The 17,937-nt window shown below is 72.8% G+C and carries 13 protein-coding genes and 2 pseudogenes; 6 read left to right on the top strand and 9 right to left on the bottom strand.

Annotated elements, in window-relative coordinates:
- Window positions 1–101: 101 nt before the first annotated feature.
- A complete protein-coding gene (locus JNW87_RS12180; RefSeq protein WP_238453708.1) occupies window positions 102–1,664 on the top strand; it encodes a cellulose binding domain-containing protein in 1,563 nt (520 codons plus the stop codon).
- Between the two features lie 41 nt (window positions 1,665–1,705).
- Here JNW87_RS12180 and JNW87_RS12175 read toward each other — a convergent pair whose 3' ends face one another.
- Window positions 1,706–2,377, bottom strand: a complete 672-nt coding sequence (locus tag JNW87_RS12175; RefSeq protein WP_109800494.1) for a DedA family protein — start codon at window positions 2,375–2,377, stop codon at window positions 1,706–1,708.
- Between the two features lie 87 nt (window positions 2,378–2,464).
- Window positions 2,465–3,064: a DUF1349 domain-containing protein gene (locus tag JNW87_RS12170; RefSeq protein WP_109800493.1), complete on the bottom strand. Its 600-nt coding sequence runs from the start codon at window positions 3,062–3,064 to the stop codon at window positions 2,465–2,467.
- A 56-nt stretch (window positions 3,065–3,120) separates the two neighbouring features.
- Here JNW87_RS12170 and JNW87_RS12165 point away from each other — a divergent pair, with 56 nt between their 5' ends.
- Window positions 3,121–4,773, top strand: a complete 1,653-nt coding sequence (locus tag JNW87_RS12165) for an alpha-amylase family protein (protein WP_109800492.1) — start codon at window positions 3,121–3,123, stop codon at window positions 4,771–4,773.
- Between the two features lie 102 nt (window positions 4,774–4,875).
- On the opposite strand, the gene JNW87_RS12160 is transcribed toward JNW87_RS12165, so the two are convergent.
- Window positions 4,876–8,622: a S8 family serine peptidase gene (locus JNW87_RS12160; RefSeq protein ID WP_238453707.1), complete on the bottom strand. Its 3,747-nt coding sequence runs from the start codon at window positions 8,620–8,622 to the stop codon at window positions 4,876–4,878.
- Between the two features lie 225 nt (window positions 8,623–8,847).
- On the opposite strand from JNW87_RS12160, the gene fabG reads away from it, so the two are divergent.
- Window positions 8,848–9,606 carry a 3-oxoacyl-ACP reductase FabG gene (fabG, locus tag JNW87_RS12155; protein ID WP_109800491.1) on the top strand — a complete coding sequence of 253 codons (759 nt, stop codon included), beginning with the start codon at window positions 8,848–8,850 and terminating at the stop codon, window positions 9,604–9,606.
- Here fabG and JNW87_RS12150 read toward each other — a convergent pair.
- Both JNW87_RS12150 and JNW87_RS12145 read right to left on the bottom strand, forming a co-directional pair.
- A pseudogene (locus tag JNW87_RS12150) lies at window positions 9,579–10,093 on the bottom strand (hypothetical protein). The gene fabG and the pseudogene JNW87_RS12150 sit on opposite strands and share 28 nt — an antisense overlap.
- Complete coding sequence (locus JNW87_RS12145) at window positions 10,086–10,481, bottom strand: hypothetical protein (RefSeq protein ID WP_375373500.1); 396 nt, start codon at window positions 10,479–10,481, stop codon at window positions 10,086–10,088. The pseudogene JNW87_RS12150 and the gene JNW87_RS12145 overlap by 8 nt, the downstream one beginning before the upstream one ends.
- Window positions 10,482–10,649: 168 nt before the next feature.
- Between JNW87_RS12145 and JNW87_RS12140 the strand changes: the two genes are divergently transcribed.
- Window positions 10,650–11,549, top strand: a complete 900-nt coding sequence (locus JNW87_RS12140; RefSeq protein ID WP_201749503.1) for a Gfo/Idh/MocA family protein — start codon at window positions 10,650–10,652, stop codon at window positions 11,547–11,549.
- A gap of 215 nt (window positions 11,550–11,764) precedes the next feature.
- On the opposite strand, the gene JNW87_RS12135 is transcribed toward JNW87_RS12140, so the two are convergent.
- Window positions 11,765–11,956 (bottom strand): DUF2795 domain-containing protein, encoded by a 192-nt coding sequence (locus tag JNW87_RS12135; protein ID WP_109800488.1) that lies wholly within the window; start codon window positions 11,954–11,956, stop codon window positions 11,765–11,767.
- A 104-nt stretch (window positions 11,957–12,060) separates the two neighbouring features.
- Here JNW87_RS12135 and JNW87_RS12130 point away from each other — a divergent pair.
- Window positions 12,061–13,316: pseudogene (locus JNW87_RS12130) on the top strand (erythromycin esterase family protein).
- 17 nt (window positions 13,317–13,333) lie between these two features.
- On the opposite strand, the gene JNW87_RS12125 reads toward JNW87_RS12130, so the two are convergent.
- The 3 genes from JNW87_RS12125 to JNW87_RS12115 all read right to left on the bottom strand — a co-directional run bounded on the left by JNW87_RS12125 (window position 13,334) and on the right by JNW87_RS12115 (window position 16,625).
- The gene (locus tag JNW87_RS12125) at window positions 13,334–15,514 is read right to left on the bottom strand and encodes an MMPL family transporter (RefSeq protein WP_238453706.1); all 2,181 of its coding nucleotides are present in this window, start codon (window positions 15,512–15,514) and stop codon (window positions 13,334–13,336) included.
- Window positions 15,515–15,550: 36 nt separating this feature from the next.
- Window positions 15,551–16,096 (bottom strand): TetR/AcrR family transcriptional regulator, encoded by a 546-nt coding sequence (locus JNW87_RS12120; protein WP_109800495.1) that lies wholly within the window; start codon window positions 16,094–16,096, stop codon window positions 15,551–15,553.
- A 154-nt stretch (window positions 16,097–16,250) separates the two neighbouring features.
- Complete coding sequence (locus JNW87_RS12115; protein WP_201749502.1) at window positions 16,251–16,625, bottom strand: helix-turn-helix domain-containing protein; 375 nt, start codon at window positions 16,623–16,625, stop codon at window positions 16,251–16,253.
- A gap of 100 nt (window positions 16,626–16,725) precedes the next feature.
- Between JNW87_RS12115 and JNW87_RS12110 the strand changes: the two genes are divergently transcribed.
- On the top strand, window positions 16,726–17,937 hold a 1,212-nt coding region (locus JNW87_RS12110), incomplete at its 3' end, for an MFS transporter (RefSeq protein ID WP_238453705.1).

The following is a 17,937-nucleotide window of genomic DNA, read 5'->3' as shown; positions in this document are numbered from 1 at the left end:
CGGTCCGCACCTGGCCACCCTGCCCTGACCCGCGGGCCCCACCACGACGCCGGCCCGCCCGGACCGGCCACCCCCACCACATCAGGTCCCGGGAGGACATCGTGAAACTCCGCCCCACCCGCGTGGCGACGTTCGCCGTCGCGCTCGCCGCCGCCCTGGTCGCGGCCACCGTCGTGGCCGCGCCACCCGCCTCCGCCGCCACCGCCGCCTTCGTCCGCACCTCCAGCTGGAGCAGCGGGTACGAGGCCAAGTTCACCGTCACCAACAACAGCTCGGCGAGCATCTCCTCGTGGAACGTCCAGTTCGACCTGCCCGCCGGCAGCACCGTCGGCTCGTTCTGGGACGCCCTGCTGACGACCTCCGGCCAGCACGTCACCGCGGTCAACCAGTCCTGGAACGGCGCCCTCGCCCCGGGCGCCAGCACCACCTTCGGCTTCATCGTCAGCGGCACCGGCGACCCCACCAACTGCACGGTCAACGGCGGCTCCTGCACCGGCGGGGGAGGCGGCGACCCGTCCGCGCCGCCCACCCCGGGCGGGCTGCGGATCACCGGCAGCACCGACTCCGCGGTCTCGCTGGCCTGGAACGCGGTCTCCGGCACGGTCACCGGCTACCGGGTGTACGAGGGCAGCACCGTGCGGGCCACCGTCACCGGCACCTCCGCCACGGTCTCCGGCCTGGCCGCCTGCACGACGCACAGCTACACGGTGGCCGCGTACAACGCCAGCGGCGAGTCGCCGAAGTCGGCGGCGGTGTCGGCCAGCACCACCGGCTGCACCGGCGGCAGCGGCCCGATGGCCGCTGCGCCCTACCTCTACCCGGGCTGGGGCGACCCGCCCGCGCCGTCGACCGTGATGGGCGCGACCGGGATCAAGTGGTTCACCATCGCGTTCGTGCTCTCCGGCGGCGGCTGCACGCCGGCCTGGGACGGCTCCGGCCCGCTCACCGGGGGCGCGCACGCCAGCACCATCGCCGCGATCCGGGCGGCCGGCGGTGACGTGATCCCGTCCTTCGGCGGGTGGAGCGGCAACAAGCTTGGCCCGAACTGCTCCTCGGCGAGCGCCCTCGCCGGCGCGTACCAGCAGGTGATCAACGCGTACGGGCTGAAGGCCATCGACATCGACATCGAGAACAGCGACGAGTTCGAGAACGAGGTGGTGCAGGACCGGATCCTCGGCGCGCTGAAGATCGTCAAGCAGAACAACCCGGGGATCAAGACGATTGTCACCTTCGGCACGTCGACCACCGGCCCGTCCTGGTGGGGCACCCGGCTGATCAACCAGGCCGCCGCGCTCGGTGCCAACATCGACACCTTCACCATCATGCCGTTCGACTTCGGCGGCGGAGCGAACATGTACCAGAACACGGTGAACGCCGCCGAGGGGCTGAAGAACGCGCTGAAGACGGCGTTCGGCTGGTCGGACGCCACCGCGTACACGCACATGGGCATCTCCGGCATGAACGGCCTCTCCGACCAGCAGGAGCTGACCTCCCCAGCCACCTGGACCCAGATCCGCGACTGGGCCAAGGCCCGGGGACTGTCCCGGTTCACCTTCTGGTCGGTCAACCGGGACCGGCCCTGCGCGGGCGGGGGCGTGGTCTCCAACTGCTCGGGCATCGCCCAGAACACCTGGGAGTTCACCTCGATCACCGCACGGTACTGATCGAAGCGCGGTCCCCGCGCGTACCGGACGCGTCGTCGCGGTCAGCGGCCGGCAGTCACCGACTGCCGGTCGCGCCGCGCGCGCCGCTTCCGGATCTTCCTCACCGACCAGCTCACGATCATCACGCCGAAGATGGCGAAGATCGCGTAGTTGAACCAGTCGCTGTACCGGTCCACCTGCTGCCACCGCGAGCCGAGGGCGAAGCCGAGCCCGACGATCAGCGCGTTCCACACCCCGCTGCCGATCGTGGTCAGCAGGACGAACTCGCCCAGCGGCATCCGGTTCGCCCCGGCCGGGATGGAGACCAGGCTGCGGACCACCGGGACCAGCCGCCCGATCAGCACCGCCCACCGGCCATGCCGCTCGAACCAGCGGTCGGCCTTCTCCAGGTCGTCGCGGTCGACCAGCGGGATGTGGTCCAGCCAGCGCTTCAGCCGCTCCTCGCCGAGCGCGGCGCCGAGCCAGTAGAGCACCAGCGCGCCGAGTAGCGAGCCGGCCGTGGCGGCGAGCACGATCAGCACGACGTTGAACCGGCCCTCGGCGGAGAGGTAGCCGGCCATCGCCAGCACGATCTCGCTCGGGATCGGCGGGATGATGCTCTCCAGCGCCACCAGGAAGGCCACGCCGAGCGCGCCGAGCGAGTCGATGACGGTGGCCACCCAACCGGTCAGCCCGCTGAACTGGTTCGGGTCGACGTGCTGGGCGAGAGCCATGGGCGTCCTTCCGGCCGGGGATCGGACAGTGGTACCCCGACCGTCGCCGGTCACACCTGCCGGTGACCCGCCCCACTGATCACCCGATCAGTCCGCCGGGTGCAGCGCGGCGTCGGCCGGCCCCCGCCGCCAGCCGGTGAACCGCACGATCAGCCCGCCCCGGGTCGGCGAGCAGCAGAACGGCCCCGCCGACGCCTCGGCCCCGGGTTCCAGCGGGGCGAGCCGCACCAGCCGCCACGGCTCGCCGGCGGCCCGGGCCCGGACGGTCAGCGCGTCGCCGGACCGGCTGACCCGCACGGTCACCTCCCGCCCGGACCACTCCGGCACCGGGGCGACCGACCAGTCCGACACCTCCCGGGTGACCACCGCGCCGAGCTGCGGCCGGCCGTCGCTGACCTCCACCCCGGCCTTGGTCCAGCACCGCTCGTCCACCCGGACCAGCACGCCCGCCTGGTCGAACTGCTCGGCGTAGTCGAGCTGGAAGCTCACCTCCACCGCGCTGCCGACCGGGAACGGGGCGAGCAGCGCCGAGCCGTCGTCGTGCACGAAGCCGTAGCTGGTGTGCCGCCAGAAGTCGCTGCCCTCGGCCGGCTCGACCAGCAGCCCACCGGCGGACTCCGGCGCCCGGACCGGCGGGTTCAGCCAGGTGCCGGCGGACCACTCGACCCTGCTCGTCTCGGCGTTCATGCCGGCACCGTACCCGCGGGTTTGCCGTTCCGGGCGACGGGAGAAGTAAACCGGGCATGGGTGACAGGTGGTACCAGGAGGCGGTCGTCTACTGCCTCGACATCGACACGTTCGCGGACTCCGACGGCGACGGGGTGGGTGACATCCGCGGCCTCCTCGGCCGGCTCGACTACCTCGCCCGGCTCGGCGTGACCTGCCTGTGGCTGCATCCGATCCACCCGTCGCCGAACAAGGACGACGGGTACGACGTCACCGACTTCTACAACGTGAACCCGCGCCTGGGCACCCTCGGCGACTTCGCGGAGCTGCTGCACCAGGCGCGGAACCGGGGCATCCGGGTGATCATGGACCTGGTGGTCAACCACACCTCGGACGAGCACCCGTGGTTCCAGTCCGCCCGGTCCTCGCCGGACTCGCCGTACCGGGACTGGTACGTCTGGTCGGACGAGGAGCCGCCGGACCGCCACCAGGGCATGGTCTTCCCGGGCGAGCAGAACGAGACGTGGAGCTACGACCGGACCGCCAAGGCGTGGTACTACCACCGGTTCTACAAGTTCCAGCCCGACCTCAACATGGCGAACCCGAAGGTCCGCGAAGAGGTCAAGAAGATCATGTCGTTCTGGCTCCAGCTCGGCGTCTCCGGCTTCCGGATGGACGCGGTGCCGTTCATCATCGAGCTGACCGAGGCCGGCAACCCGGACTCCCCGAAGGACATGGAGTTCCTCACCGAGCTGCGCCAGCACGTGCAGTGGCGCCGCGGCGACGCCATCCTGCTGGCCGAGGCCAACGTCGAGCCCGACCAGCTCCCGGTCTACTTCGGCGACAGCGGCGGTTCGGCCAACCGGCTGCACATGCTCTTCGACTTCATGCTCAACGGGCGGCTGATGCTGGCCCTGGCGCGGCAGGATCCGGAGCCGGTGATCGAGGCGCTGCGGGACACCCCGAAGCTGCCCGTGGGCGGGCAGTGGGCCACCTTCCTGCGCAACCACGACGAGATCGACCTGTCCCGGCTGACCGCCGAGCAGCGCAACCAGGTGTACGAGCAGTTCGGCCCCGACGAGGACATGAAGCTCTACGGCCGGGGCATCCGCCGTCGGCTCGCCTCCATGCTCGGCAACGACCGGCGGCGCCTCGAGCTGGCGTACGCCCTCCAGTTCTCGCTGCGCGGCACGCCGGTGCTGCGCTACGGCGAGGAGATCGGCATGGGCGAGGACCTCTCGCTGCCCGGGCGGGAGGCGATCCGTACCCCGATGCAGTGGTCGTACAAGGAGAACGCCGGCTTCTCCACTGCGGACCCGGAGAAGCTGGTCCGCCCCGTGATCGACAAGGGCGAGTTCAGCTACGAGAAGGTCAACGTGACCGCCCAGCGGCGGGACCCCCGCTCGCTGCTGGCGTGGTTCGAGCGGATGATCCGTACCCTGCGGGAGGCCCCGGAGGTCGGCTCCGGCTCCACGACCCACATCGACGTGCCGATGCCGCCCGGGGTGCTCGCGCACCGTGCCGACGGCCCGACCGGGACGATGGTCTTCCTGCACAACCTGGGGACCGAGGACGCCGAGGTGGACCTGAGCAGCCTCCAGCCCGAGGCGGACCTGCCGATCGACGTGCTCGCCGACCGAGGCTACGGCGACGTGGGCAAGCTGGAGCGGCTGAAGCTGTCCGGCTACGGGTACCGCTGGATCCGGCTCTGCCGGGGCCGGCCCATCTGACCACGGGCCGGTGTCGCCGCCGACGCGGGCGGTCCCCGGTCCCGCGTGACGTCCGACCGGCTTCAGCCGGCTGGACGTCACGCGATCACGGCGCGGAGCCGATCAGCGCACGCCGAAGGCGCGGATCACGGTCTGGTCGACCGAGTTGCCCGAGCCGTCCCTGGCGCTGGCCCGCAGCGACACGTACCCGGCGCTCTTCGGCGCCCGCAGGTTCGCCGCCCAGGATCCGTCCTTCGTACGGTCCAGCGGTTGCCGCTGCCAGTGCGCGCCGTCGTCGTACGAGATCTCCAGCGTGACCGGCCCGATGCCGCCGCGGCCGGTGGCCCCGGGGAGATGCGCGGCGGACACGGTCAGACCGGTCTCGCCCTTCGCGGTACCGGCGGCGTCGGTGTCGACCGCGTAGTCGAGCTGGAGCAGCGGCAGCACGCTCGACTCCACCCCCGCGGCCGGCGCCGTCGACCGGAACCGCCACTCCGTCGCGGTGCGGGTCGAGTACGGGCCGGCGCTCGGGTCCTGGGTGGTCCGGGTGACCAGCCGGTAGGGCAGGTCACCCGCGCCCGGCGCGGTGCCGCTGACCCACGTGCTGGTGCTCTGGCCGAGCAGCGTGCCGCCCTGGTACAGCTGGTTGGTCTGCTCGGCCGCGTTCATCGCCATGCCGACGTGGTCGGCCCCGCCCCAACCGGGTACGTCCAGGTTGAGGGTGGTGCCGGACCGGGTGGGCAGCTTGAAGTTGTTGTTCAGGTGCGGCCGTTCGATCGGCTCGAAGAACTGCTCCTCGCCGCTGCTGCCGGCCCGGTAGCCGGTCCGGGTGTCGATCTGGTACGTGCCGGAGTCGAGGTACGCCTCCTGGCCCCACTGGTACAGGTCGCCGGTGGACACCCAGTCGGTGCGGACCGGGGCGAGCGGCCGGTTGCTGGTGAGGCCGATGCCCCAGTCCGAGTACGACGGCCAGTCGAACCGGAACTCGCCACCCCGGGTCTGCGTCGCCGGGAAGGTGAAGCCGACGTCGATCCGGGCCAGGGTCCTGCTGGTCTCGGTCCGGGTCAGCCCGGCCGGGATCCGGTTGTGGTACGCCTGGACCAGGTCGTACAGGTAGTCGGCGACCGGCTGCGAGGCCACCTCGATCTTCGTCGACCCGTCCTGGATCTGCTGGATCAGCGCCTCGCCCTCGTCCCTGCTGAGCAGCGCCACCTCGATCGGGGTGGGGGTGAAGAAGTCGGACCGGTAGTCGCGCATCTCGCGCCACGGGTAGTCGTTCACCACCAGCATCAGCTTCGCGCCGGCGGCGTTCGCCGCGGCGGCCTGTGTGGAGTCGCCGACCTCCCCGTTGTGCCGGACCACGACCACCTTGCCCCGGGCGTCCAGGTCGGCGTAGTCGCTCGCCGCGCCGTCGCCGGCGAACACGGCGGGCAGAGTCCAACTGCCCTTCGGCAGCTGCGTGGTGCCCTGCTGGCGGACCACGTCGTCGAAGTCGACCTTCGTGGTGCCGACGCTCAGCACCGGCTGTTCCCGACGCCAGCGGGCGCCGACGTAGAAGTCGCCGTGCGTGACGTCGTGGCTGGTCGGCTGCGCCCAGAAGCTGTCGTAGAACACGCCGCCCTCGATGAACGAGCGCCAGCGGCCCTCCCCCTGGGACCGGAAGTAGTCCAGCCGGGCGTACGTGTCGGAGGTCGGCTGCGGCACCAGCGACCGGACCCGGCGCGCCGCCGTGCCGTCCAGCCGGACCGTGGTGTCCGCCCGCAGGTCGATGTCCGGGTCGCCGAGCAGGGCCAGGCCGAGCGAGTTCGGCCCGTGGCCGCCGGTGACGTTCAGGAAGCTCATCGCCGAGTAGACGCCCTGGGGCAGGTACAGCTGCGCCGTCCCGTCCTCGTCGGTGTTGACGAAGTCCGGCCCGTAGCTGCCCGGCTGGCCCAGCTCGATGACGCCGGCGGTCGGCTTGCCGGCCCGGTCGGTCAGCTCCAGCCTGAGCCGGTGGTACGGGGTGAACGTGCCGACGCCGATCGCGGTGCGGGTCAGCACCGCCGGGTCCGGCCCGGTGGCGACGAGCTGCCCGGTGTACCGGCTGCCGGCGCTGGCCCGGGTGATGTCCGTGGTCAGGGTGACCGTGGCGGTGCCGTGCGCGGGCACGGTCACCTGCCCCGCGGACAGGCCGAACAGTCCGGCCGGCGCGGTCGCGGCGTCCACCGCCAGGTCCAGCGTGATCGGCTGGCCGGTGGTGTTGGTGTACGTCACCGGCTGGGTGGTGCCGCCCGCCGTCGCGGTGTCGTACCGCACGCTGGTGTAGACCGTGCCGGTGGCGACGACCGGGGCGCGTACCGCCGCGGCGACGTCGACCCGGCCCGTACCGGCCTGGTACGCGTCGTACCGCGGGGTGGCTCTGGTCGTGCTGACCAGGGCGTTCTTCAGCTGCTGGCCGGTCCAGTCCGGGTGCTTCGCGGCGAGCAGGGCGGCGGCGCCGGCCACGTGCGGCGCGGCCATCGAGGTGCCGTCCATGGTCTGGTAGGCGCCCTCACCCGGCGCGTACTGCGATCGGGCCGCGAGCACCCCGACGCCGGGCGCGGTCAGCTCCGGCTTGATGGCCTCGTCGCTGATCCGTGGCCCCTGGCTGGAGAAGTAGGCGAGCTGGTCGTCGACGTCGACCGCGCCGACGGTCAGCGCGGCGTCCGCCGCGCCCGGGGCGGTCACGCTGCCCTGCGCGCCGAGGTTGCCGGCGGAGACGACGAACAGGGCACCGGTCTCCGCGCTGAGCGAGTTGACCGCCTGGCTGATCGGGTCGGTTCCGTCGCTGGGCTGGTTCGAGCCGAGGCTCATGTTGATGACCGTGGCGTCAGCCTCCCAGGCCGCCCACTCCATGCCGGCGAGGATCCAGGAGTCCAGCCCGTAGCCGGCGTCGCTGAGCACCTTGCCGACGGCGAGCCGGGCGTCCGGGGCGACGCCCCTCTCCCGCCCGCCGGAGGCGGCGCCGGTGCCGGCGATGGTGGAGGCGACGTGGGTGCCGTGCCCGATCCGGTCGGCGAGCTCCTCGCCGGGCACGAACACGGCCGACTCGGCGATCCGGCCGGCCAGGTCCGGGTGGGCGGCGTCGATGCCGGTGTCCAGCACGGCCACGCGTACGCCCGCGCCGGTGTCGCCGCCGGCCCACACCTCGGGGGCACCGATCTGCGCGGTGGTGTCGGCGAGGTCGGCGTGCACCCGCCCGTCCAGCCAGATCTTGGCGATCCCGCCGCCGAAGCGTCCGGTGCCGCCGGTGGCGGCGGCCCCGGCGGTCGACCTCGTGGGGGTGCCGGCGGTGATCGCGGCCCAGAACTCGTCGGCCTGGTCCCGGTCCTCGCTCAGCGCGGCGCCGGAGATGCTGCTCAGGGTGCGGGTGCGGGTCGCTCCGGCGGGTGCGGTGCCGGCGCGCAGCCCGGACCCCGCCTCGGCGTACGACACGATCAGCGGCAGGTGGTCCACGTGCGCGTCGTCGTACCCGTCGGCGATCAGCCGGGTGACGTTGAACAGCCGCTTGTCCAGGGTGCCGGCGGCCAGGTAGGGGAGCACCGACTGCGGGTACACGTACAGGTCGCTGCCGGATTCCACCACCCGCACCGGGGCCGGGGCGCCGTCGGGACGCCGGGCGTCGAGGGTGCCGCCGTTCGCGCTCCGCCGGGTGGTGACCACATCACCGGTGATCAGGGTGACCGACCGGGTACCGGGCGGGGTGGGCAGGTCGGTCGCTGGTGCGGAGGTCGGGCCGGGAGCGGCCGCCGAGCCGGGGGCGGCGGCCAGGGCTGGTGAGCCTCCGGTCGCCGCCAGGACCGCGGAGACCACGGCGGCGGGCCAGGCTCCCCGGGGACGCGAGAACTTCACGTGACGTTGTTCCTTGTCTCGTCATCTGCTCGGGCCGCTGGCGGTGCCGACAGCGACGTCTCCGGATGCCTGTCCATCGTTGGGGAACAGGGCAGCGGGCATCTGTCGGAGGATCAGGCGAGACGGTACGCCGCCAAGATCGTTCCGTACAGGAGTACTTCTTACGCCCGCCGGTGGGCGGGGTTAAGCTCCTTCGATCGAGCCACAAGTTACCGGGAGGTAATCATGTCGGAGGAGCCCCGCGTCGCCATCGTCACCGGAGCCGCGCGCGGCATCGGCGCGGCCACCGCCCGCCGGCTGGCCGCCGACGGCATGGCCGTCGCCGTCGTCGACATCGAGGAGTCGGCCACCAAGGAGACAGTGGACGCGATCGTCGCCGCGGGCGGCCGGGCGCTCGGCGTGGGCGCCGACGTGTCGGACCGGGCCCAGGTGGAGGCGGCCGTCGAGCGGGTCGCCGCCGAGCTCGGCCCGCCGACCGTGCTGGTCAACAACGCCGGTGTGCTCCGCGACAACCTGCTGTTCAAGATGACCGACACGGACTGGGACACGGTCATGGGCGTGCACCTGCGCGGCGCGTTCCTGTTCAGCCAGGCCGCCCAGAAGCACATGGTGGAACGGAAGTGGGGCCGGATCGTCAACCTCTCCAGCACCTCGGCGCTGGGCAACCGGGGCCAGGCGAACTACTCGGCCGCCAAGGCCGGGCTGCAGGGCTTCACCAAGACCCTCGCCATCGAGCTGGGCCCGTTCGGGGTGACCGTCAACGCGGTCGCGCCGGGCTTCATCGTCACCGACATGACCGCCGCCACCGCCGCCCGGATGAAGGTGGACTTCGAGGCGTTGCAGCAGCACGCGGCGGCCGAGATCCCGGTCCGCCGGCCCGGCCGGCCGGAGGACGTCGCGCACACCATCTCGTTCCTGGCCAGCGAGGGCGCGTCCTTCGTCTCCGGCCAGGTCATCTACGTGGCCGGCGGCCCCAAGGACTGACCGGCCGCACCGCGTCCCGCCCGACGCCGGGCGGGACGCGTCAGCCGGTGGTGCCGCGGGTGCGCCAGAGCCAGAAGAGGCCGAGGACCGGCAGGACCAGCGGGATGTAGCCGTAGCCGCTGCCGAACCCGGACCAGACCGTCTCGTCGGGGAAGAGCGCCCGGTCGGCCAGGCTGAGGATGCCCACCACGACGACCCCGACCAGCTCCACCGAACAGCAGGCCAGCGCGACCCGGCGGCCGGCGTGCCCGGCCCGGGCCAGCCCGACCGCGGCCACGATGTAGATCACCGCGGCCAGGGCGGAGAGCAGGTACGCCACCGGCGCCTCGTCGAACTTGGTGGCGATCTGCAGCCCGGCGCGGGAGGTCGCGGCGATGGCGAAGAGGATGTAGACCGCGATCAGCAGCCGGCCCGGCCCCTTGTTGGTGGCGCGTTGCGGCGCCGGTGGCCGGCCACCGCCGTCCGGGCGTACCCCGACCTCAGCCACCGAGCACCTCCCAGGTCTGTCCGAGCCGGACCACCACGACCGGCGTCACCAGGCAGATCGCGCAGACGATCGCCGAGCCCCAGCGGGTCGGCTCCATCCGGGCCAGCACCCAGGCCAGCGGCGGCAGGCAGACCAGCGTCACCAGGTAGCCGAAGAACGCGCCGGGCTCGCCCGGCCGTTCCCCGCCGCCGAGCGCGACCAGCGCCACCACGGTCAGCGCCAGCAGCGCGACCTCCAGCACGGCCAGGCCCACGAACTGCACGCGGTCCGGCGGCCGGTGGCGCACCGCGGCCAGCAGCGCCCAGAGCGCGAGTACGAGCGACAGCACGATCGTCACCGTCGCGAGGAGCCCGTCCACCGGCGAACCGGCCGTGGCCGCGCTGGTCATCGATGGCATCCCGTCGGAGTCCCATTCACCGGCACAGCCTACTAACCCCCGTAGTACTGCCCACCGGCCGGCTCTCCGTCGGGTCGCCCTGCGTGCGGCACGGCGGACCGACTAGCGTGGATCACGGCCACGGGTCGCCGTGGTGGACGACGAAAGCGGGAGTACCTCGTGCTGCGGTTCGGCTTGTTCGGCACCGGTCACTGGGCGGCGGAGACGCACGCCGCGGCCATCGACGCGCACCCCCGCGCCGAGCTGGTCGGGGTCTGGGGCCGGGACCGGGAGAAGGCCGGCGCGCTGGCCGGACGACACGGCGTGCCGATCTTCGACGACGTCGACGCGCTGATCGACGCGTGCGACGCGATCGCCGTGGCGCTGCCGCCGGACGTGCAAGCCGACATCGCCGTCCGGGCCGCCTCCGCCGGCCGGCACCTGCTGCTGGACAAGCCGCTGGCGCTCAGCCTCGCCGACGCCGACCGGGTGGTCGCCGCGGCCGAGGCGTCCGGGGTGGCCTCGGTGGTCTTCTTCACCCAGCGGTACCACCCGAACGTCACCGGCTTCCTCGCCTCCACCGCCGCGGCCGGCGGCTGGCAGCACGCCCGGGCCACCATGTTCGCCTCGATCTACCAGCCGGGGAACCCGTACGGAAACTCGCAGTGGCGGCGGGACCGGGGTGCGCTGTGGGACATCGGCCCGCACGCGCTCTCCCTCATCCTGCCGGTGCTCGGCCGGGTCAGCCGGGTGGCCGCGATGGACGGCCCGAGCGGTCTGGTGCACCTGCTGCTCACCCACGACGGCGGGGCCACGAGCACGCTGTCGCTCACCCTGGACGCCCCGCCGGAGGCGGTGACCCGCGACTTCGTCTTCTTCGGCGAGAACGGCACGGAGACCGTGCCGCCCGGCGACGGGAGTGTGCTGGCCGCGTTCGGCACGGCGATCGACCAGCTGCTGGAGGAGATCGACGGGGGCACCCGGGACCACCGCTGCGACGTCCGCTTCGGCCGCGAGGTGGTCGCGGTGCTGGACGCCGCCGAGACGGCCCGCAGCGAGGGGCGCACCGTCGAACTCTGACCCCGCTACGCCGCTCGGCCGCCTCCGGCGCCGGCCGTTGTCCTCTGCTCACCCAGTTGGAGTAGTGGCTCACCCTCTTCCGCCTGCTGCGCTGAAAGGGCTTCTATCCGGCCGGGCGGCCCGTTCCCCACCGTTTGCACCGACGGGTCCAGCGGCGATACGACTGGTCGGCCCTTCCCGGCGGGTCAGCGTCACGGTGGGCTGACCCGCCCGTCTCAGGCGAGAGTGCCCAGCGCCTCGCCCAGCTCGGCGGGGGAGTCGAACTGCTCCGCGGGCAGCGCCTTCAGCATCTGCAACACCTCGGTGCTGGCCCCGTTCTCCTGGCCCCAGCGGATCAGGTCCTCGCGGGAGACCGGGTAGTCGAGCCCGGCCAGGTACTCCTGCAACTGCACCCCGGTCACGGTCATGCCGACCGGCTACCCGCTCCGCCCGCCGCCATGCGCCGGCGCCGCACCCGCCGCGCTGCGGCGCGGGACCGGTTTGCCCGCGCGGGTCCCGGGTAGCCGCGGGCATGCTGGTACAGCGGCTCGGCGCGCCGAGCGACTTCGACCCGTTGCTGGAGCGTGTCCGGGACGCCCGGATCGTGATGATCGGCGAGGCGACGCACGGCAGTTACGACTACTACCGGCTGCGGGAACAGTTGACCCGGCGGCTCATCGCCGAGCAGGGCTTCGACTTCGTCGCGGTGGAGGGGGACTGGCCGGACTGCGACCGGGTGCACCGCTCGGTGGTCGGCGCCCCGGGCGGTCGGCCGACCCGCAGACCGCCCTGGAGCACTTCGAACGCTGGCCCACCTGGATGTGGGCCAACGCGGAGGTGGCCCGCTTCGGTCGCTGGCTGCGGGCCTGGAACCTGGAGCGCCCGGAGGGCGAGCGGGCCGGCTTCCACGGGCTGGACGTGTACAGCCTCTGGGAGTCGATGCAGGCGATCTTCGACTATCTGGGCGAGGAGGATCCGGCCTCGCTGGAGGCGGCGCAGGAGGCGTACCGCTGCTTCGAGCCGTACGGCAAGCGGGTCGAGGAGTACGGCATGGCCAGCCGGTTCGTCTCCGCGCGCTGCGAGGAGGAGGTGGTGCGGCTGCTGGCGCGTACCCGCGAACAGGCCGCCGCGGACGGCCCGGACCGCTTCTCGGCCTGGCAGAACGCGGAGGTGGTGGCGGGCGCGGAGCGCTACTACCGGGCGATGATCGGCGGCGGCCCGGAGTCGTGGAACGTCCGGGACATCCACATGGCCGACACCCTGGACCGGCTGCTCGACTTCTACGGTCCGGACGCCCGGGGGATCGTCTGGGCGCACAACACCCATGTCGGCGACGCCCGGGCCACCGACATGGCCGCCGACGGAATGATCAACATTGGTCAGCTCGGCCGGGAACGGCACGGCCGGGACGCGGTGGCGCTGGTCGGGTTCGGCAGCTACCGGGGGAACGTGGTCGCGGCGCCGCGCTGGGGCTCGCCGGCCGAGGTGATGGTGGTGCCGCCGGCCCGGGAGGGCTCGGTCGAGCGGCGGCTGCACGAGCTGATGCCGGAGCGGGCGGTGCTCGTCTTCGGCGGCCCGGACCAGCCCGAGTGGGTCACCGGCCAGGCCGACCACCGGGCGATCGGCGTGGTCTACGACCCGAGCTTCGAGTCCTGGGGCAACTACGTGCCGACCCGGCTGGGCGACCGCTACGACGCCTTCATCTGGTGCGACGAGGCGACCGCCCTGCACCCGCTGCCCGCGCTGACCACCCCCGGCGAGATGGAGACCTACCCGGCCGGGGTCTGACCGGCCGGGCAGGTCGGTCACACCCTGGCGGTTTCGGCGTCGGCGAGGTGGGCGCGGAGACCCTCGCCCTCGACGTCGACGTTGGGGACGATCCGGTCGAGCCAGCGGGGGAGCCACCAGGCCTTCCCGTCGAGCAGGGACATCACCGCCGGGACGATGGTCATCCGGACCACGAAGGCGTCGACGGCGACGCCGATCGCGAGCGCGAAGCCCATCGACTTGATCACCGGGTCGTCGAGGAAGATGAAGCCGCTGAAGACCGAGATCATGATCAGCGCGGCGGCGGTGACCACCCGGGCGCCGTGGCCCATCCCGTTGATGGTGGCCTGCTGGGCGGTGTCGCCGTGCACGAAGTCCTCCCGCATCCGGGAGACCAGGAAGACCTCGTAATCCATGGCCAGGCCGAACAGGATGCCGATGAGCAGGATCGGCAGGAAGCTGATCAGCGGGCCCGGGGTGTCCAGGCCGACCAGGCCCGCCAGGTGCCCCTGCTGGAACACCGCGACGGTGATGCCGAACGTCGCCGCCACGGTGAGCAGGAAGCCCAGCGCCGCCTTGACCGGGACGAGGATCGAGCGGAACACCAGCATCAGCAGCAGGATCGAGAGCCCGACCACCAGCAGCAGGTAGATCGGGAGCGCGTCGGAGAGCTTCTCGGACACGTCGATGCCGATCGCGGTGACACCGGTGAGCAGCACGTCGGCCGTGTCGATGCCGGAGACCTGGTGGCGGATGTCGTGCACCAGCGTCTCGGTGGCCGCGTCGGTCGGGCCGGTCTTCGGGATCACCCCGAGCAACGCGGTCCGGCCGGTGGGGTCGAGCTGCGGCGGGGCCACCGCCAGCACCCCGTCCGTCTTCTGGATCAGCGCGGTCACCTGCGGGACGGCGGCCTGGGTCGCCTGCGGCGAGTCGGCGGTGACCACCACCGCGAGCCGGCCGGTGAAGCCGGGGCCGAAGCCCTCCCGGATCAGGTCGTTGCTGACCCGGGCGGCGGTACCCTCCGGCGCGTTGCCGGCGTCCGGCAGCGCGAGCCGCATGTCCTGGGCGGGCAGCGCGAGCAGCCCGAGGCCGACCAGGCCGACCAGGATGACCGGGATCCGCAGCCGGGTCACCCGGCGCGCCCAGCGGAAGCCGAAGCCGGAGCGGTCCTCCGAACCGGTGGCGGCGGACTCGACCGCCGCGCGTCCACGGAGCTTGCGGGGGAGCGCCCGGCGGCCGGCGAAGCCGAGCAGGGCCGGCGCCAGGGTGATCGCGACGAGCACGGCGACGCTCACCGTGCCGGCGGCGGCCAGACCCATCACGGTCAGGAACGGGATGTCCACCACGGCCAGGCCGGCGAGCGCGATGACCACGGTGGCGCCGGCGAACACCACGGCGGAGCCGGCGGTGCCCACGGCCCGGCCGACCGCCTCCTCCGGGGACAGCCCGTCGAGCAGGTTCTGCCGGTGCCGGGAGGTGATGAAGAGCGAGTAGTCGATGCCGACCGCGAGGCCGAGCATCAGGGCCAGGATCGGCGCGGTGCTGGTCAGCTCGACAGCGCCGCTGAGCGCGAACAGGCCGGCCATGCCGACGCCCACGCCGATCAGCGCGTTCAGCATGGTCATCCCGGCCGCGACCAGCGAGCCGAAGGTGACCACCAGGACGATCGCGGCGACCAGCACGCCGAGCGCCTCGGTGGAGCCGACCTCCGGCTCCGCGTTCAGTACCTCGCCGCCGGGGGCGATCTGCCACCCCTGCGCCTCGGCCTGCGCGCCGACCTTCTCGTACGCGGCCCGCTGCTCGTCGGTCACCTCGTCCGCCCGGCCGGAGAACTGCACCTGGATCAGCGCGTACCGGCCGTCCGGGGAGAGCGCCTTGACCTGGTACGGGTCGACCGCGCCGACCACCCCGGGCAGGGTGGCCGCCTCCTGGGTGACCTGCTTGACCACCCCCTGCCCCTCGGGGCTCATCAGCTGGCCGGGCTGCGGCGCCTTGACCGCGATGGTGCCGGTGGCTCCGCTGGCCGCCGGGAACCGGTCGGCGAGCAGGTCGATCGCGCGCTGCGATTCGGTGCCGGGCATGGTGAAGTTGCTCGCCGTCGGGCCCTTGAGGGTCGCCGCGGCGACGCCGAGCCCGACGAGTACGACGAGCCAGGCGACGGCGACGAGTCGCCGCCGCCGCAACGAGGCCCGGCCGAGCCGGTACAGCAGGGTCGCCATGAACGTTCCTTGTCCTCGGTCGTGTGCGTACTGGAATCAGGTGGTGGGCTCGAGCGCGCGCAGCGCCACGGCCAGCAGCGCGGGCCGTAGCTCCTCATCCGGGATGTCGAGGAACTCGCCGCAGGTCTCGGCGATCCCGGCGAGGACCACCAGCGCGGCGATGCGCGCCGCCGGCCGGTCGGAGTGGCCGGCGAACGCGTCAATCAGCCGCTCGGAGACCTGCTGGACGTGCGCGAAGGCGGGCTGCTGGAGCAGGTCGGGGAACTCGCCGCGGAGCAGTGCGATCTCCCGCCGGAAGCGCACCGCCAGGTCGACGAAGCCCTCGGCGGCGACCCGCTGGGCGGCGGCGCCGGTGTGCCCGGCGAGCCGCGCGTCGAGCGCCTCCAGCACCGCGATGGCCGGGGCCATCAGCTCGCGGAGCAGGGCCTCCTTGTTGGCGAAGTGGTAGAGCACCGCGGCCTTGGAGCAACCGACCTCGCGGGCGATGTCCTGCAACGAGGTGCCCTTGTAGCCGGTGACGGCGAACCGCCGCGCCGCCGCGGCGAGGAGCTCGGCATGGGTCTCCGGTGTCGGTCGTGCCATGTGAACCAGCATGCCTGACCGATCGGTCAGTACCTGACCGATCGGTCAGACGGATTGCGTGGCATTCGCCACAGAGCTCACTCGTCCGGGCTCCCGGTCCAGTCGGCCGGCCACTCGCCGACCAGGTCAGCGGTGCCGCCGGTGAGGGAGTGACTCAGCCGGTCGGCGTGCCGTGTTCCCGGTCGTACGCGGCCCGGGCCTCGGTGATCGCCGCCCGGTGCCGTTCCGCCCAGGCGGTCAGCGCGACCAGCGACTCGTAGAGCTCCAGCGCCATCGGGGTGGCGGTGTACTCCACCTTCGGCGGCACCGTCGGGTACACCTCCCGGTGCAGCAGGCCGTCGCGCTCCAGGTTGCGCAGGGTCAGCGTGAGCATCCGCCGGCTGATCCCCTCGACCTGCCGTTCCAGCTCGGTGAAGCGGACCGGCCCCTGGCTGGCGGCGACCAGGATGCCGATGCTCCACTTCCCGCCCACCCGGTCCAGGGCCTCGCGGACGGTACAGGCCCGGGCCTGTCCGGCCGTGATGGACACACACCTGTTCCCCTGGGACACCGAAGTGCCTCCTTCCGCTCCGGCTCATGGTCACAGACGATGGCCTCGGTAACAAACCGTGCACCGAGGAGGCACTTCGATGACGGGGACCCATCGCTGGTCGGCGCTGCTGGTGCTCTGCGCCGGCAGCCTGATGATCATCCTGGACGGCAGCGTCGTCGCGGTCGCGCTGCCCGCGATCCAGCGCGACCTCGGCTTCGCCACCTCGGGCCTGGCCTGGGTGGTGAACGCCTACCTCGTCGCCTTCGGCGGCCTGCTGCTGTTCGGCGGGCGACTCGGCGACCTGGCCGGCCGGCGCCGGGTCTTCCTCGCCGGGGTCGCGATCTTCACCCTCGCCTCCCTGGCCTGCGCGCTGGCGGCCGGACCGGCGTCGCTCGTCGTCGCCCGTTTCCTCCAGGGCACCGGCGGGGCACTGGCCACCGCGGTCGGGCTCGGCATGGTCGTCGCGCTCTTCCCTGTCCCGGCCGAACGGGCCCGGGCCATCGCGGTGTTCAGCTTCACCGGCGCGGCCGGCGCCTCGCTCGGCCTGCTGGCCGGCGGGTTCCTCACCGAACTGGCCGGCTGGCGGTCGATCTTCCTGATCAACCTGCCGATCGGGCTGCTGATCGTCGCCGGGGCGCTGCTGCGGGTGCCCGCCGACCGGGGCGTCGGGCTCGCGGCGGGACTGGACCTGACCGGCACCGTGCTGGTCACCGCCGGCCTGATGGCCACGGTGGTCACCGTCGTCGGCACCGGCGAGCACGGCTGGACCTCGCCCCGGACCCTCGGCGCCGCCGGACTGGCCGCCGCCCTGCTCGCGGCCTTCGCGGTCCGGCAGACGGTCGCCGCCGTACCGCTGCTGCCGCCCCGGATCCTGCGGACGCCCGACCTGGTCGCCGCCAACCTGGTGCAGTTCCTGACCGTCGCCGCGTTCTTCGGCTTCCAGTTCCTGCTCGCCCTCGACCTGCAACTGGTGCTCGGGCTCGACCCGGCCGCCACCGGGCTGGCCTTCCTGCCCACCCCGGTGCTGATCGCGGTGGTCTCGCTCGGCCTGGCCGGCCGGTTGATCGCCCGCTTCGGCGCCCGGGCGGTGCTGCTCACCGGACTGGGGCTCGCCGCCGTCGGCTTCCTGCTGCTGGCCCGGCTGCCCGCCGACGGGCACTATCCGACCGAGGTGCTGCCCGCGACGCTGGTCTTCGGGGTGGCCGGCGGCCTGACCCTGCCGGCGGTCACCATGCTCGCCATGGCCGGCGCGGATCCGGCCGACGCCGGGCTCGCCTCGGGGCTGGCCAACACCACCCAGCAGGTCGGC

It is taken from the genome of Micromonospora sp. ATA51 (genome assembly GCF_016802855.1).
Lineage (GTDB): Bacteria > Actinomycetota > Actinomycetes > Mycobacteriales > Micromonosporaceae > Micromonospora > Micromonospora sicca.
The sequence above is the reverse complement of the archived record's forward strand: the minus strand, read 5'-3'. Positions and strand labels throughout refer to the sequence as shown.